General features: G+C 62.1%; 12 protein-coding genes. 10 read left to right on the top strand and 2 right to left on the bottom strand.

Translation table 11 applies throughout. From position 1 onward, the window contains the following. Positions 1-39 precede the first annotated feature (39 nt). Positions 40-2,640, bottom strand: coding sequence for a cellulase family glycosylhydrolase (locus ACNQP3_RS14360; protein WP_264317269.1), 2,601 nt, complete (start codon positions 2,638-2,640; stop codon positions 40-42). A 4-nt stretch (positions 2,641-2,644) separates the two neighbouring features. Beyond that, the gene (locus ACNQP3_RS14355; protein ID WP_012272361.1) at positions 2,645-4,171 is read right to left on the bottom strand and encodes an O-antigen ligase family protein; all 1,527 of its coding nucleotides are present in this window, start codon (positions 4,169-4,171) and stop codon (positions 2,645-2,647) included. A gap of 95 nt (positions 4,172-4,266) precedes the next feature. Here ACNQP3_RS14355 and ACNQP3_RS14350 point away from each other — a divergent pair, with 95 nt between their 5' ends. The 10 genes from ACNQP3_RS14350 (at position 4,267) to ACNQP3_RS14305 (ending at position 14,735) form a co-directional block, all read left to right on the top strand. Beyond that, positions 4,267-5,643 (top strand): oligosaccharide flippase family protein, encoded by a 1,377-nt coding sequence (locus tag ACNQP3_RS14350; protein WP_012272360.1) that lies wholly within the window; start codon positions 4,267-4,269, stop codon positions 5,641-5,643. 236 nt (positions 5,644-5,879) lie between these two features. Beyond that, the gene (locus tag ACNQP3_RS14345; RefSeq protein ID WP_012272359.1) at positions 5,880-7,346 is read left to right on the top strand and encodes a GMC oxidoreductase; all 1,467 of its coding nucleotides are present in this window, start codon (positions 5,880-5,882) and stop codon (positions 7,344-7,346) included. Positions 7,347-7,450: 104 nt separating this feature from the next. Beyond that, on the top strand, positions 7,451-8,068 hold the full coding sequence (locus ACNQP3_RS14340; protein WP_012272358.1) for an acyltransferase: 618 nt from the start codon (positions 7,451-7,453) through the stop codon (positions 8,066-8,068). After that, complete coding sequence (locus tag ACNQP3_RS14335; RefSeq protein WP_012272357.1) at positions 8,061-9,017, top strand: glycosyltransferase family 2 protein; 957 nt, start codon at positions 8,061-8,063, stop codon at positions 9,015-9,017. Before ACNQP3_RS14340 ends, ACNQP3_RS14335 begins: the two co-directional genes overlap by 8 nt. An 8-nt stretch (positions 9,018-9,025) precedes the next feature. Further along, positions 9,026-9,550 (top strand): serine O-acetyltransferase, encoded by a 525-nt coding sequence (locus ACNQP3_RS14330; RefSeq protein ID WP_012272356.1) that lies wholly within the window; start codon positions 9,026-9,028, stop codon positions 9,548-9,550. 5 nt (positions 9,551-9,555) lie between these two features. After that, positions 9,556-10,533 (top strand): glycosyltransferase family 2 protein, encoded by a 978-nt coding sequence (locus ACNQP3_RS14325; protein ID WP_012272355.1) that lies wholly within the window; start codon positions 9,556-9,558, stop codon positions 10,531-10,533. 9 nt (positions 10,534-10,542) lie between these two features. Further along, on the top strand, positions 10,543-11,547 hold the full coding sequence (locus ACNQP3_RS14320) for a VirK/YbjX family protein (protein WP_264317268.1): 1,005 nt from the start codon (positions 10,543-10,545) through the stop codon (positions 11,545-11,547). Between the two features lie 49 nt (positions 11,548-11,596). After that, positions 11,597-12,799: a glycosyltransferase gene (locus tag ACNQP3_RS14315; RefSeq protein WP_264317267.1), complete on the top strand. Its 1,203-nt coding sequence runs from the start codon at positions 11,597-11,599 to the stop codon at positions 12,797-12,799. Beyond that, entirely contained in the window at positions 12,796-13,983 is a 1,188-nt protein-coding gene (locus tag ACNQP3_RS14310; protein ID WP_264317266.1) for a glycosyltransferase family 2 protein, read from the top strand. The genes ACNQP3_RS14315 and ACNQP3_RS14310 overlap by 4 nt, the downstream gene beginning before the upstream one ends. Next, positions 13,983-14,735: a WecB/TagA/CpsF family glycosyltransferase gene (locus ACNQP3_RS14305; protein WP_060494289.1), complete on the top strand. Its 753-nt coding sequence runs from the start codon at positions 13,983-13,985 to the stop codon at positions 14,733-14,735. The genes ACNQP3_RS14310 and ACNQP3_RS14305 overlap by 1 nt, the downstream gene beginning before the upstream one ends. Positions 14,736-14,781: the final 46 nt, after the last annotated feature.

Below are 14,781 nucleotides of genomic sequence, written 5' to 3'. Positions count from 1 at the left end.
ATCAGCGACAGATGACCTGAGCGTAGATGGCCATATGCTCTATTTCAAGAACAGCCAGTTGGACATGTAGTGACCGTCGAAGGTAAGGGTGTATTGCCCATCCTTGTACGCCGCCGGCAGTGGCTTCAGTTGTGCCTGCGCATCGCGGGCGAACAGTTTCAGGCCAGCGGGCGCTTTGAGGGTCAGGCTGCCTTCAAGGGGTTCGACATTGAAGGGTGTCTTGTCATCGGCCTTGGGCATGGCACGGGTGCCCAGAGAAAGCAGCAGCTCACGCGACTGGCCCAAGGGTTTACCGTCCAGGCTCTGCACCACGACGCTGGCATAAGGTGTTTTCGAATTAACCTCAATGGCCCCCAGGCTGATCGAGCGGCCGCCCAGCCAGCCGGTGGCGGCCTGGGTCAACGGCGTGTCGATGGTGTAGAGGCCTTGTTGCCAGTTGCGTTTGAGCTCGCCAGTGTCGGTTACCGACTCGGTGGCATCGGCGGGCAGCAGCGATTGCCCTGGGTCCTGCAGTACCTGTGCGCCTGCCGGGATAGCCGCAGGCTTCAGCCAAGGCAGTTCCGGTGTTTGTGGCAGCGCGATCTGCAACTGGCCCTTTTCCATGGCCGTGCGCAACAGCACTGAATTGCGTGGAGTGATTTCCTGATCGTAGAGGGTGGCAGGTGTTGGTGCGAACACGTAGCGAGTGGTGGCTGGCTTGACGTCCGCACGGCGGTAGAGCAGGGCGGCGGCGGGTAGCGTGGCGATCATCGCCGGGTCGTTGTAGGCGTGCCAGTTGTCCGCGGTGCGCCAGCCGGGGTTGAACCCCTGTTGGCTGTAGGCGTATTGCATCATCGCGTCCCAGCCCTGATGGCTGGCGGTACCGGCCACGTATAGCGGCAGTGAGTGACGGTCGGGCAGCGGGAAGGGTTCAGCGTTCCACTCGGTGACAGTAAGTGGTTTGCCGACCACTTGGGCGGCGCCTATCCAGTCGATCATGCCGTCGCTGGTCAGTGGGTTCTTCTCCAGCTGGCCATTGGCACCGTAGCTATGGGCATCGATGACATCCCCTGCGGTAAGCGCCGGCAACGCGCTCAAACCGTTGCCGCCCCAGGTGCTGGTGGTCGCGATCGGTACTTTTACACCGAGGCCGCGCAAGTGGGCGATCATGTCGGCATTGAAGCGCTGCTCCAGGTCATTGAGAAACAGCTTGGACGGGCCATGCTCCCAGGCACGCCAGGTGAGGTCGGCGGGCAGGTCATGTTGCCTGGCGAAGGCCTTGGCGGCCGACATGTAGCGTTCGCTGTGGCGTGGTACATCCTTGTCTGGCAACAGGGCGTTGCCGTAGTGCTGGGTGAGGTCGTTCTCGTTGGTGATCAGCACGGCGGCGATGGCCGGGTCGTCCTTGTACGCCAGCCCAGTGTACTCGTTCACATGGGTCATGTACTGCTCGGCAAAGCGCTTCATCGCTTTCTGGATACTGTCGTTCACGTAGGCGTAACCCTTCAGGTCAACGCGACCTTCCTTCTCGGGCAACTCCTTGAAGTCTTCAATGTTGTCGTTGGCGGTAAATGCACGCTGCACATGCATGTCCAACCAGATGTAGATGCCTTCGTCCTTGAGCGCTTTGATCCACAGGTCTAGTTTGCGTAACGATTCGGCGCTGAGCTGCTGGGTATCGCGCACCAGGGTGCCGTCGCCGAACACGTTGGGGCTGACCCAGGGCGAGTCGTGGTGATGCAGGCGCACCAGGTTGAAACCCAGGGCCGACAGGCGCTTGGCCTGTTGGCGGATTTCTTCGTCCGGGCTTTTGAACAGCGAGTAGGCAGACAAGTTGGTGCCCCAGAAGCGCACCGGGGTGTTGTCGGCGAACATCAACTGGTCACCGACCGCCTTGACGAAGCCGCGCTTGCCGGCGGGCTTTTCTGCGGCGTTGAGGAATGCCAGGTCCACCGGTGAGGTGCGCCAATCCAGTTGGTCATCGGGCCAGCTGGCAGGGTCGGCCAGCCCGAAGCGCTCGTTGGGGGTGGGGCCCAGGTCGATGTCGCCGGTCACGTTGAGCACGGCCTTGAGCTGTTGGCGGCCGGCGGCGATCGGGTCCTTGTAGAGGAATGCACGCAGCTCGGACGGGTTGCCGCGCTCGAAGTAGACCTTGGCCAGTGGCGGGTCGAAGCGCATCTCGATGCGCCGGCCCTGGTCGGCCTTGCCCCACGTCCAGCCGCGGTTGTCGGGCAGCAGCTGCGGGGCGCCCATGTCGCCGGCGATTTGCGCCGGGTCGAACTGGAACACCATGCCGCCTCCCATTACACCGCGCTGCTGGCTGTGGGCGTCGAGGTCGAAGGCCCAGCTCAGGGTTTGCGCCTGTTCCTTGCGGATATCTGCCTGCAGGTCGAAGTCCAGTTCCTTGTTCTTGCCCTTCAGCGTGTAGTGGTAGGGGCCATTGACCTTGAAGTCGGTATAAAAGCCAGTCCAGCTCCAGTTGGCGGCCCAGAAATCGAACTTGGCCTTCATCACCGGGCCGCCACCGCGTGTCACGGTAGGCAGGCCATTCTGCTCATCGACACTGACCTGCCAGTCTGAGCCCCAGCCGGCCAACGGTAACAGGGCCAGGCCGGCAAGGGCCGAAAGGCGCACGAAATGACGCAAGGTAAGCACGTTCATGAAATTACCTGGGTAGTAGGCCGGGTTCGGCCAGTTCCATGGCCTGGCTGTTGTGCAGCCGGCGCACCATCTGGATGTAGGCCACGCCCAGCCCGGCGACTGACCAGTACACCACCGGGATGAAGGTGATGCTGCTGACGGTGAAGATGATCACCAGAATGCCGATCAGCGTCGCCAGCAACACCCGGCCGAGCTGTCTTCGCTCGTCATCCTTGTCGGGGAAGCTGAGCATGGCTCTGCGGATGCCCCTCAGCACCACGGCAAAGAACGCCACGAACAGGCCGAGCCCGACCAGCCCGACCCTCAGTGCCAGGTTGATGTAGGTGTTGACGATGTCGATGATGCCTTCGCCCTGGATCATCGACTGCATTTCCGGGGTGTTGCGGAAGTCGAACGAGCCGAACAGCGGGTTGCGCTGGATGACGATCCAGGAGTTGTCCATCAGTCGCTCGCGGTAGGTGATGTTCTCTTTTTCGATGTTGCCGATGTACGGCAGCAGGTCCAGCACCTTGTCACCGCCAGGCACGACGGTCAGCAGCGGCAACGCCAGCATGCCGGCCGCGCCTAGCAGCGCCAGACGCTTGACGGCGCCTTTGCCCAAGGCAATGAACACCACCACGATGACCACTACGCCGATCCACGGGCCACGCGATAACGGCGCGAACAGCCCGGCGGCCAGTAGCAGGGCGCCCATGGCCCTGTGCAGCGGGCGCTGCACATAACCCTGGACGAACAAGAACAACCCAATCGCCACGCTCATCACATAACCCAGGGCAATCGCCTGGCCGGTGGTGACGCTGGCCCGCAGCGCGCCGCCGCGGCTCAGGTAACCGGACATGCTCCATGGCACGCCCATGGCGTCGACCAGGGCGCTGTACAGCAGCCAGTGGCGCACATATTCAGCCACGGCAATCAGCGCCATGACGAAGGCGGTGAGCACGAAGGCCAGCAAGGTGTCCTTGAAGTCGCTGATCTGGCGCAGGCCACGGCTGGCCACGTAGTACGGCAGGAACACATCGACATACAGGTACAGCGCCTGGCGCAGGGTGTCGGTGGGCGTGGTTTCGCGCAAATACAGCACGCTCATCAGCACCAGGCCGGCCGCCAGCAGCTTGTCGGCCCAGGTGCGGCCAAAGCGCAGCGTGTCAGGTTGGCGGCGTAGTTGCAGCGCGGCCGGCAATAGCACACACAGGGTCAGCAGGCGGATGTGGTTGAGGTCGACCAGGTAATTGACCACGCCAAACCCCGGCACCTGCACCGACGCTGGCGGGATCAGGAACAGCAGCATGTAGAACAGCGCCATGGGGTTGTGCTCGCGGCGCCCGGCAAGCAGCAAAATGACCGCGCCCGCCCCCAGGTACAGCCAGAAGCTGTGAGAGGCAAAGGCCAGCACGGTCAGCAGGAACCACAGATTGCGCCGGCGCTTGTAGTCGCCAAGCGGAATCAGGTCGGTGGCAGGCCGCCGCGCCAGCAGGAAGACCACGCTCGCCAAAAACAGGATGACGATCAACGCACGAAAATGTTCAGGCATCGGCTATGTACACCTTTCCTTCGGTGGGCAACGGCTAGCATCGTGGCTAATTGAAACTATAGTGACTTTTAGCCAATCAGTCAGAGAATGAAGTCATGCCGTCGATTGATGCGTCAGCCACTGCGAGCCTGCGCAAGCGGGCCCTGAACGCCGGGTCGTGGAACCTGGTCTCGCAGGTGGCTTCTCAGGTGATGCGCCTGGGCGGCAATCTGATCATGGCCCGCTTGCTGCTGCCGGAAATGTTCGGGGTGATGGTCATTGCCACCACCGTTTCGGTACTTCTGCATCTGCTTTCCGATGTCGGCCTGCGGCAGAACATCATCCAGAGTCACCGCGGTGACGACCCGGATTTTCTCAACACCGCCTGGACCGTGCAGATCATTCGCGGTTTCCTGCTGTTCGCCCTGACCCTGCTGCTGGCACTGGGCGCCTGGTTGGCTCAACTGGCCGAGCTGTGGCCAGCGGACTCTACCTATGCCGCCCCGGTGCTGCCGATGGTACTGGCGATAACCGGGCTGTCGGCGGCCATCTGGGGGTTCCAGTCCACCAAGATAGATGTGGCTGTACGAACTTTCCAACAAAAGCGCGTGGTGCTGGTCGACCTGGCCTCGCAAGTAGCCGGCCTGGTGGTGATGCTGGTGCTGGGCTTGCTGACCCACTCGATCTGGGCACTGGTGGTCTCGGGCCTGGTGTCGGCGGTGGCCTGGACCGTGCTGGGCCATACCGCCCTGGAGGGGCCGAACAACCACCTGCGCTGGGACCGCACGGCGCTGACCGAACTGATCGTGTTTGGCCGCTGGATCCTGTTGTCGTCGATGGTCGGCGTGCTGGCCATGTACGGTGACCGCATCTGGTTTGGCGCCAGCATGTCGGCGGCGCAACTGGGGGTGTATTCGATTGCGGTGCTGATCCTTGGCGCGGTGCAGACAGCGCTGATGAAAATAGTGGGCGCCGTGGCGCTGCCGGCGTTCAGTGAAGCGGCCCGGGCCGACGACAAGGAACGCCTGAAAGCGCTGTATCACCGCTTCCGCCTGCTGGTCGACCTGCTGGTGCTGTTTATTTGCGGTGGTTTTCTGACCGCCAGCCCGCTACTGATCGGCTGGATGTACGATGATCGCTACCGTGAAGCTGGCCCGATGCTGGCAATTCTTTCGCTGTCGTTCATCGTTATGCGCTATACATTGGCTCATCAGGTGTGGATTGCCTTGGGCCTGACCAAGTATCAGGCCATGGACAACATCATTCGCCTGGTTTCGCTGTGGGGGCTGCTACCGCTGTTGCTGGCGATTGGTGGTGTGGAGTGGGCGATCTGGGGGGTTGCCCTGCATGCCGTGCCAACGCTGGTGCTGGTTGTGTATGTGAACTGCAAACTGGATATGTTCAGCCTCAAACGTGAGCTGGTGGTGCTGCCGATGTTGCTGGTCGGGGCGCTCTGCGGGGCGTTGCTGACGGCCTTTTTCGACTGGCTGTAAAGCGGCGCGCTGGGTGTAACTTTCATGGGTACAGGTCACGGGATCATGGGGAAGCTCACTTTTTGTACTGCGCAATTGGGCCGTAGAGGCTTTCTCCAAAGTTGTGTCTTGCTCGGTGTGGGTGGCGCGGTGTTTGGCGCCTCGGCGGCCGTTGCTGGCAAGCCGCTCGAAAAGCCTGGGTTCGTGGTCATCAACGGTTGGGTATTGCCGTCCCGTTATTTCCGGAACGAGCCAGCATGATCAAGGACTATCAGCAGCAGAAGGCGCTGCGCGACAACTACGATTTCTGCATCATCGGTGCCGGGCCGGCGGGCATTACCCTGGGCTTACGCCTGGCCGCCGCTGGCTGGAACGTGATGCTCGCCGAAGGCGGTGGGCGCGAATATGCGCCGCATTCGCAAAGCCTGTACGCCTGCGCATCCACGGGCCTGGAGCTGTATCCCGAGGAAACTCGCCTGCGCTATCTGGGAGGCACGTCCAACCACTGGGCAGGGCGCTGTCGGCCGTTCACCCCTTCGGACTTTACCATCGCCCCTCCGGGTGATTTACCGGGTTGGCCTATTCCTTATTCGGAGATCGAAGGTTACCTGCCGGCAGCCATGGATATCGTCGACCTGCCTGCCGGCTCGGATTTTCGCGCCATGAACACCGGCCTGACGGGTGGTGACTTCGAGGCAGATCGGTTTCTGCTCAGCACGCCGACACGCTTTGCGCAAAAGTACGCCACGGCACTGGAGCAGACCAAAGGCCTGGACGTGTTCATCAACTGCAACTGCGTGGACCTTGAGTTCGACAAAGCTTCCGGCCACCTGGCGGCGGTGGTGTTGTCCGACTATGAACGCAATCGTCAGCGCCTGGTGGCCAGAAACTTCATTCTGGCCACGGGGGCCATCGAGAATGCCCGGCAGTTGCTTAACAGCGAGACGCTGGTGGCGGCCGGTGTGGTGAACAAGGAAGGGCTGGCCGGCGGGTGTTTCATGGAACACCTGAACATCGACCTGGGCACCTTCATCCTCAAGTCCGGGCAGGACCCGGAGCCCCGCCAGTACTACACCACCGATGCCTTCGTCGACGAGTACAAGGCCGGTAAAGGCAATGTCACCGCCGCTTTGCTGGCGGATGTGCAAACCTATGGCCGTACTGCCGAGGTCAAGCACTTTCTGGAGAACCTGGCCTGCGACATGGGGGTTGCCAGCAAGGTCGCCTTCGTCGCCAAGTTCAGCTGCCCTGGTGACGGCGTGATCAGCACGATGATCGAGCAGTTCCCCAACCTGCACAGCCGCATCTCGCTGCTGGAGGAAAAGGACGCACTGGGCGTAGCCAAGGTCAATGTCAACTGGGCGCTCAGCGCCGATGACCGGCATACCATCAAGTGCATTGGCAGCGAACTGGCCAAGCAGTTCGCCGACATGGACCTGGGCTTCGTCAAGCTGAACGACTTCGTTTATGACACCTCGATTCCGCTGAAAATGGCGCCCCATGCCCACCACATGGGCACCACGCGCATGGCCGCTTCGCCGCAGTTCGGTGTTGTCGATGCCAATTGCAAAGTGTTCGGCACCGAAAACCTGTATGTCGCCGGCAGCAGCATCTTCGCCAAGGGCGGCGCTTCCAACCCGACCATGCCGCTGTTGCAATTTGCAGTGCGGCTGGCCGACCACCTCGATAGCAAGATGAGAGCGGCCAGCGGCGCCGCTGCGTGATGCAGGTTGTACATGGGTTGAGTGCGCTGCGGTCAGCACCTAGAAGAACGAGACCGGAACGCCTCAGGACACTCCAGATTGTTCGAATCGCGAGGCCAGGCAGTATGAAGGGATGGATACGCAAGGCAGTGGCGCACTATGCCCATGCAACGGGGCGAGGGGGCAGGTTCTACAGGAGGTTCTGCAACCCTTCCGGGCTTGAGTGGGGCGCCTACCTCGCCAAGTGGGGTAATTTTCACTCGGTCGGCAGCAACTTCTTCGTCAACACAGGCTGCAAGTTTCTTGACCCTTCGCTGGTACGCATCGGTAACAGCGTGGGGTTGTCCGACTGCACGTTGATCGGTCATGACGGGGTGGTATTGCTGATCGAGCACCGCTTCGGCAAGCACCTCGATTCGGTTGGCTTCATCGATATCAAGGACAACTGCTTCATCGGCCATGGTGCGATCGTGATGCCCCGCGTGACCATCGGGCCAGAGTCCATCGTAGCCGCAGGGGCGGTGGTGACCAAGGATGTGCCGCCAGGCACCGTCTATGGTGGTAACCCGGCCGTGTTTATCTGCACGACCGAGCAGTTGATTCAACGGGTCGAGGCACGTTGCGAATCCTACCCGTGGATCGACCTGGTGAAGCAGCGCAAGGGAGCCTACGACCCGGAAGTTGAACCGTTGTTGATGGCGCAGAGGCGCCAGTATTTCTTCGGGGACAGCAAGAATGGGTAGCAAACCCGTGGACGTCATGGTGGTCAACTTCAATACTGCCGGGCTGCTGCAGCCGATGTTCGATGCGCTGCGCCGGGCCGATAGTGAACGGCTGGCCAGTTACCTGGTGGTGGACAATGCCTCGCGCGATGACTCGGTGCAGCGCATGGCCCAGGTGTGCCCCGAGGCACTGCTGCTGAGCAACAAGCAAAACGTGGGTTTTGGCCGGGCCAACAACCAGCTGCTGGCGCACCTCAAGGGCAAGTACGCCTTGCTGCTCAATACCGATGCCTTCGTTGCCGCCGACTCCCTGCAAAAAACCCTCGACTACATGGATGCTCACCCGGAATGCGGCGTGTTGGGGGTGCGTCTGGAGGGGCGCGATGGTGATTTGCAGCCCAGTTGCCGTTACTTCCCCACGCCGCTCAATGTGTTTGTCGGGCGTACCGGGCTGGGCCGCTTCTTCCCTGGCTTGAAGATGGTCGACGAAATGAACTGGGACCATGCTTCGGTGCGCGAGTGTGACTGGCTGCCTGGCTGCTTCTACCTGGTACGCCGCGAAGTGCTCGACACGGTGGGTTTGTTCGACCCACGCTACTTCCTTTATTACGAAGAGGTGGACCACTGCAAACGGGTGAAGGAGGCTGGCTGGAAGGTGGTGTTCTACCCGCATACCACGGTGGTGCACATCGGTGGCGAAAGCTCCAAGTCGGTGGCGGAACTGGAAGCGGCCAGCCGGCAGATCTCGTCCTACCAGATCGAAAGCGAGTTGCTGTACTTTCGCAAGCATCACGGGGTGGCGGGGCTTGCCCTGCACATGCTGTTGGTCACCCTGGGCGACCTGGTGCTGGCACTCAAGGCGCTGTTGAAGCGACGCGGCTGGGGCGCGATACAGGCCTGCTGGCGTCATTGCCGGGCAACCTGGTCACTGTTGTACAAGACCCGGTACGCCAGCCAACCGACAAGGTAGGTGGAGCCATGTTCGAGAATATTCGGGCCGACCTGCGGGCCCATGGCGGGGATTGGGGCGCCCAGGGTTTCTGGGTATTGCTGGTGTACCGCTTTGGCCGCTGGCGCTATACCGTGCGCCCGGCACTGCTGCGCAAACTGTGCTCATTGATCTACAAAGTACTGTTCAAATTCGTCCAGATCATCACCGGTATCGAACTGCCTTGCGAAGTGGTGATCGGGCGCAACTTCGTCATCGACCATTTTGGCGGCATTGTCGTCAGTGGCTATGCCCGCTTTGGCGACGACTGCCGCATCCGCAACGGCGTGGTGGTGGGCCTGAAGAATGTCGAGGAGCCGATTGCCCCGATATTCGGCAACAACGTCGATATTGGCACCGGTGCCAAAGTGCTCGGCAGCATTCGCATTGGCAACAACGTGATCATCGGCGCCAATGCTGTCGTGCTGGTGGATGTGCCTGACAATTCTTTGGCGGTGGGGGTACCGGCCATCATCAAGGCTCGGCAACCGGCTGCTGCAGCGCCAGTCGAGTGAGGCCCATGGCGACTGTGATCGGTGTGGTAGTGATCGGCCGCAATGAAGGCCAGCGCCTGGAGCGCTGCCTGCGTTCGTTGGCCCAGGGGGCGGACAAGGTCATGTATGTCGACTCGGGTTCCACCGACGGTTCGCTGCAGTTGGCCGCCAACCTGGGGGTGGAGGTGCTGGCGCTGGACATGAGTACCCCGTTCACTGCGGCACGTGCTCGCAACGAAGGCTTCGCCGCCTTGCAGCAGCTGTTGCCACAGATGCAACTGGTGCAGTTCGTCGATGGCGACTGCGAGGTGGATGCCAGTTGGTTGGCCACCGCGCAGGCATTTCTTGAGCAGCACCCTGCAGTGGCGGTGGTGTGTGGTCGCCGGCGAGAGCGCTTCCCTCAGCGCTCGGTGTACAACCTGCTGTGTGACCTTGAATGGGACACCCCTGTCGGTGAGGCCAAGGCCTGTGGCGGCGATGCGCTGATGCGCGCAGATGCCTTTGCTGCGGTTGAGGGCTTTCGCCCTGACCTGATCGCGGGAGAAGAGCCAGAGCTGTGCGTGCGTTTGCGGGCCAACGGCTGGAAAGTCTGGCGCCTGGCCGCCGAAATGACCCTGCACGACGCCGGCATGACCCGCTTCAGCCAATGGTGGCGGCGTAGCCTGCGCGCTGGGCATGCCTATGCCGAGGGTGCCTACTTGCATGGCCAGCCACCCGAACGGCACTGGCTGCGCGAGTCGCGCCGGGCCTGGATATGGGGGCTGGGCATACCCGTGTTGATCGTACTGGCCTGCCTGGTGTCAGGCGGCTGGGGCCTGCTGTTGCTGTTGATCTACCCACTGCAGGCGCTGCGCCTGGCCCGCCGTGGTGGCAAGTCGGCGCGCGAGAACTGGCTGCAGGCGGTGTTTCTGGTGTTGGGCAAGTTCCCGGAAATGCTCGGCCAGCTGAAGTTCCTGCGCCACCGCCTGGCGGCTGGTAAATCGGCTTTGATCGAGTACAAGTGAGAGAAACCCATGATGCTCGGCACCCTCGTGAAAAGCGTGTTCACCTTGCAACCGGGTTACTCGTTGCGGGCGTTGCACAACAAGTACAAGTTGACGCGGCAGATCGCCAGGCAGTGGCCTGAGCTGAACGGGTTCATGCGGCGCATGACCTCGGCGCTGGGCCCGGATGGTTTGCATCGGCTGGGTGTGGATTGCATTGGTGTCGTTCAATGGCCTTACATCAGCCAATGTTGGGAGGCCCCACAGCGTTTGGATGTGGTGGCTACGCACTTCGAACTGGTGACTGGGCAGTTTCCGGCGTTGTTACTGCTGGGGCGCGACGAAAGCCTGCGGCTGTGTGACCTGTCCAGCCATTCGCCGGGCTGCAGCCTGGTGCTGGACCGGCCGATCTGGTTCAAGCGCGAAGGCGAGCTGGTGTTGAACCTGTTCCAAGGCGACCTGCGCGTGGCATCCCTGGCCTTTACCCTGGGCCATGGCCAAGGTGAACCAAGCCTGTTCATCGGTGCGGTGCAGGGCATCCATAAAGGCATCGACAGTGAAACTTCGCTGGCCATCTACCGCGACCTGACCAAGGACTTCGAAGGGCTGCGCCCACGCAGCCTGCTGCTCGAAGCATTGAAATGCCTGGCCAGGAGCTTGGGTGTGACGCGGCTGTATGCCGTCAACGATACCTGTCGGCACCATCGACACCCGTATTTTGGCAACGACAAGGGCCAGGACCTTGCAGCCAACTATGACGTGATCTGGCAGGAGCACGGCGCCACCGCGTCTGACCGTGAGGACTTTTTCACCCTGCCGCTGGCCCCGGCGCAACGGGCGCAAGCCGACATCCCGGCGAAGAAACGGGCGATGTACCGCCGCCGCGAGGCGTTGCTCGACGATGTTTTTACCCGCTTGCAGGCAGCATTGCCAAGCAGCAATCACAACCTTGGACTACAAGGAAAACAGGGGGATGCATTTGCTGTGAGTGCATCGGCAGTGGACAGACCTCCCGTGGTCGACAGCCTGAAGTGAAGGTTGCCAGGGAAGGTACGTCATCAAGCGGGTTTGGATCTGGATTCGTATGCGCATTGCTTACTTCATCAATCAGTACCCGAAGGTCAGCCACAGTTTCATACGTCGCGAAATTCTGGCGCTGGAGCGCCAGGGGATGGATGTGCAGCGTATAGCGCTGCGCGGGTGGGACGCCCAGGTGCAGGATGCCGAGGATGCAACCGAACGGGACAAGACCCGCTACGTACTGCAAGGCGGGCTGAAGGGGCTGCTGGGGCCTACGTGGCAAGTGCTGCGTGCGCAGCCGCGGCGGTTTTTCCAGGCGCTGTGGCTGGCCATGCGCCTTGGTTTACGGGCCGATCGTGCCTGGCCCTACCATCTGGTCTACCTGGCCGAGGCCTGCCAGGTGCTGCAGTGGTTGCAGGCAGGGGAGGCGACACACGTGCATGCACATTTCGGTACCAACTCTACTGAAGTGGTGATGCTGGCCAACGTCCTGGGCGGGCCGGCTTACAGCTTCACCGTGCATGGGCCGGAAGAGTTCGATAAACCACAGTTCCTGCACATGGGTGAGAAGGTGCGGCGTGCCGCCTTTGTCGCGGCGGTAAGCTCGTACGGGCGCAGCCAACTGTACCGGTGGGTGGCCCACGAGCATTGGGGCAAGGTGAAGGTGGTGCATTGCGGCCTGGAACGTGGTTTCCATGATGTGGCGCCGGTTAACGTGCCTTGCGCACCACGCCTGGTGTGTGTCGGGCGCCTTTGCGAACAGAAAGGCCAGTTGTTGCTGCTTGAGGCGGCGCACCGCCTCGCGGCCCAATCAATCGACTTCGAGCTGGTGCTGGCAGGTGACGGGGAAATGCGCGAGGAGATCGGGGCGTTGATTGCCCGACACGGCCTGCAGGCGCAGGTGCGCATCACCGGCTGGATCAGCAGCGCGCAGGTGCGCGAAGAAATCCTTGCCGCCCGTGCGCTGGTGCTACCCAGCTTCGCCGAGGGCTTGCCCGTGGTCATCATGGAAGCCATGGCCTTGCGCCGACCCGTGCTGACTACCTATGTGGCGGGTATCCCTGAGCTGGTACGCCCTGGCGAGAACGGCTGGTTATTCCCTGCCGGTGCCGTGGACGAGCTGGCGGCAGCCATGGCCGACTGCCTGGCGCAACCGGCCGAAGTGCTGCAGCACATGGGCGAAGCGGCCTACCAGCGAGTCTTGCAGCGGCATGACATCGACACCGAGGCGGCCAGGCTGGCCGGCTATTTCAAGGCATACGCATGATAAGTGTATTGGGTTGGTTACTGGGCCTGCTGGCGATCATCGTCCTGGTGCCGGTGTTGGTGCTGTTGCTGCAGGTGTTGCTGGCCTGCCTGCCGGCGCGGTCTAAGCCCCAGGGCACTGGCGGGCGCCCGTCGGTAGCGGTGTTGGTGCCTGCCCACGATGAGGCTTCGATCATTCGCGCGACGTTGGCCAGTATTGTCCCGCAACTGCTGGACGGTGACCGCTTGCTGGTGGTGGCGGACAACTGCTCGGACGACACTGCCCAGCTCGCGCGAGAGGCTGGTGCGCAAGTGGTCGAGCGCTACGATACGCGGTTGCGCGGCAAAGGCTACGCCTTGGACTTTGGCGTGCGTCACCTGGCTCAGCGGCCACCCGAAGTCGTCATCGTGGTGGATGCCGACTGCCAGGTGGGCGAAGGGGCAATCGACTGCCTGGCGCGCCGCTGCCGCGAAGTTGCCCGCCCAGTACAGTCGCTGTACCTGATGCGTGCCTCGGCAGGTGCTGGGTTGAAGGTGCAGGTGGCCGAGTTCGCCTGGCGCGTCAAGAACCTGGTGCGGCCACGCGGCTGGTCGCGCCTGGGCCTGCCATGCCAGCTGATGGGTGCAGGCATGGCGTTTGGTTGGCATGACCTGAGCCTGATCAACCTGGCCAATGGTCACCTGGTCGAGGATGTGAAGCTTGGCCTGGACCTTTGCCAGCAGGGCAAGCCCCCTGTGTTCTGCCCCGAGGCATTGGTTACCAGCCAGTTTCCGCTCAGCCAGCAAGGCCTCAACAGCCAGCGCACGCGCTGGGAGCACGGCCATCTGGGTTTGATGCTGGCCGACGCGCCCAAACGGGCGCTGGCTGCCATTACTCAGCGCAACGGCAGCCTGGCGGCCATGACCCTGGACTTGCTGGTGCCCCCCCTGGCGTTGCTGGTGTTGTCCTTGCTCGGGCTTAACCTGCTGGCCTGGCTGGCGTACCTGCTGTTCGGCCTGGCGGCACCGGCGTGGCTGGCACTTGCCGCCTTGGCCATGCTGGGCTTGGCCGTGGTGTTGGCCTGGGCGCGTTTCTGCCGTGAGCTGATACCGTTCTCGGTACTGTTGTACGCGCCGTTCTACGCGGCAAGAAAGGTCCCCTTGTACTTGAGTTTCCTGATCAAGCGCCAGGTTGAATGGGTGCGTTCAAAACGGGATGACGACTGATGGCACAGTGGCCACATCGCTGGAAGCGTGTTATCGAAAAGCTGGAAGTGGTCGTCGACGACGCTGCCGCGCAGCACCTGCTCGAGCGCCTGGCCACGCCGGAGTCGGCCACCGTGCTGGGCTTCGTCAATGCCCATGCGATGAACCTGGTGGTGCGCGATGGCGCCTACTGCGGGGCACTAACTGCCGCGGATGTGCTGCTGCGTGATGGTTCTGGCATGGCGATCCTGTATCGCCGGTTGGGGCTGGAGCCTGGGCTGAACATGAACGGCACCGACTTCATTCCCCGCCTCATGGCTGCATACCGTGGGCGCAAAGTCGCTTTCTGGGGCACACGGCAACCTTATCTGGGCCAGGCGGTACAACGCTGTGAAGCCGAGTTTGGCATTGTGCCGGTGTCAGTTCACGATGGTTTTGCCAACGTTGAAACCTATCTGCAGCTGGCCCGCGAGCAGCAGCCCGAACTGATCGTACTGGGCATGGGCATGCCCAAGCAGGAAGCGGTAGCGGCAGAATTGGCAGCCATTGGCGTGCCCTGCCTGATCGTCTGCGGCGGGGCGATTCTGGACTTTCTCGGCGGCAAGGTCAGCCGGGCCCCCGAGTGGTTGCGGCGTCTGGGTGGCGAGTGGCTGTACCGGTTGTTGCGCGAACCCAAGCGCCTGTTCCTGCGTTATGTGGTGGGTAACCCGCTGTTCCTGTTGCGCACGTTGTTGTACCGGCGGGCGGCGGTTTCGGCCAGGCGCACCGTATGAATCGGCCAAAATGCGTAGCAGCGGCGATTCCGGGCACGCCAGCGGC

The organism is Pseudomonas sp. LFS074 (assembly GCF_047978165.1).
In the GTDB taxonomy this organism is placed as follows: Bacteria; Pseudomonadota; Gammaproteobacteria; order Pseudomonadales; family Pseudomonadaceae; genus Aquipseudomonas; species Aquipseudomonas putida_P.
The sequence above is the reverse complement of the archived record's forward strand: the minus strand, read 5'-3'. Positions and strand labels throughout refer to the sequence as shown.

Coding starts and splice junctions, on each gene's coding strand:
- ACNQP3_RS14320 (WP_264317268.1), top strand. CDS start 10,543: ATGATGCTCGGCACCCTCGTGAAAAGCGTGTTCACCTTGCAACCGGGT.
- ACNQP3_RS14315 (WP_264317267.1), top strand. CDS start 11,597: ATGCGCATTGCTTACTTCATCAATCAGTACCCGAAGGTCAGCCACAGT.
- ACNQP3_RS14330 (WP_012272356.1), top strand. CDS start 9,026: ATGTTCGAGAATATTCGGGCCGACCTGCGGGCCCATGGCGGGGATTGG.
- ACNQP3_RS14305 (WP_060494289.1), top strand. CDS start 13,983: ATGGCACAGTGGCCACATCGCTGGAAGCGTGTTATCGAAAAGCTGGAA.
- ACNQP3_RS14325 (WP_012272355.1), top strand. CDS start 9,556: ATGGCGACTGTGATCGGTGTGGTAGTGATCGGCCGCAATGAAGGCCAG.
- ACNQP3_RS14360 (WP_264317269.1), bottom strand. CDS start 2,640: ATGAACGTGCTTACCTTGCGTCATTTCGTGCGCCTTTCGGCCCTTGCC.
- ACNQP3_RS14310 (WP_264317266.1), top strand. CDS start 12,796: ATGATAAGTGTATTGGGTTGGTTACTGGGCCTGCTGGCGATCATCGTC.
- ACNQP3_RS14345 (WP_012272359.1), top strand. CDS start 5,880: ATGATCAAGGACTATCAGCAGCAGAAGGCGCTGCGCGACAACTACGAT.
- ACNQP3_RS14335 (WP_012272357.1), top strand. CDS start 8,061: ATGGGTAGCAAACCCGTGGACGTCATGGTGGTCAACTTCAATACTGCC.
- ACNQP3_RS14355 (WP_012272361.1), bottom strand. CDS start 4,171: ATGCCTGAACATTTTCGTGCGTTGATCGTCATCCTGTTTTTGGCGAGC.
- ACNQP3_RS14350 (WP_012272360.1), top strand. CDS start 4,267: ATGCCGTCGATTGATGCGTCAGCCACTGCGAGCCTGCGCAAGCGGGCC.
- ACNQP3_RS14340 (WP_012272358.1), top strand. CDS start 7,451: ATGAAGGGATGGATACGCAAGGCAGTGGCGCACTATGCCCATGCAACG.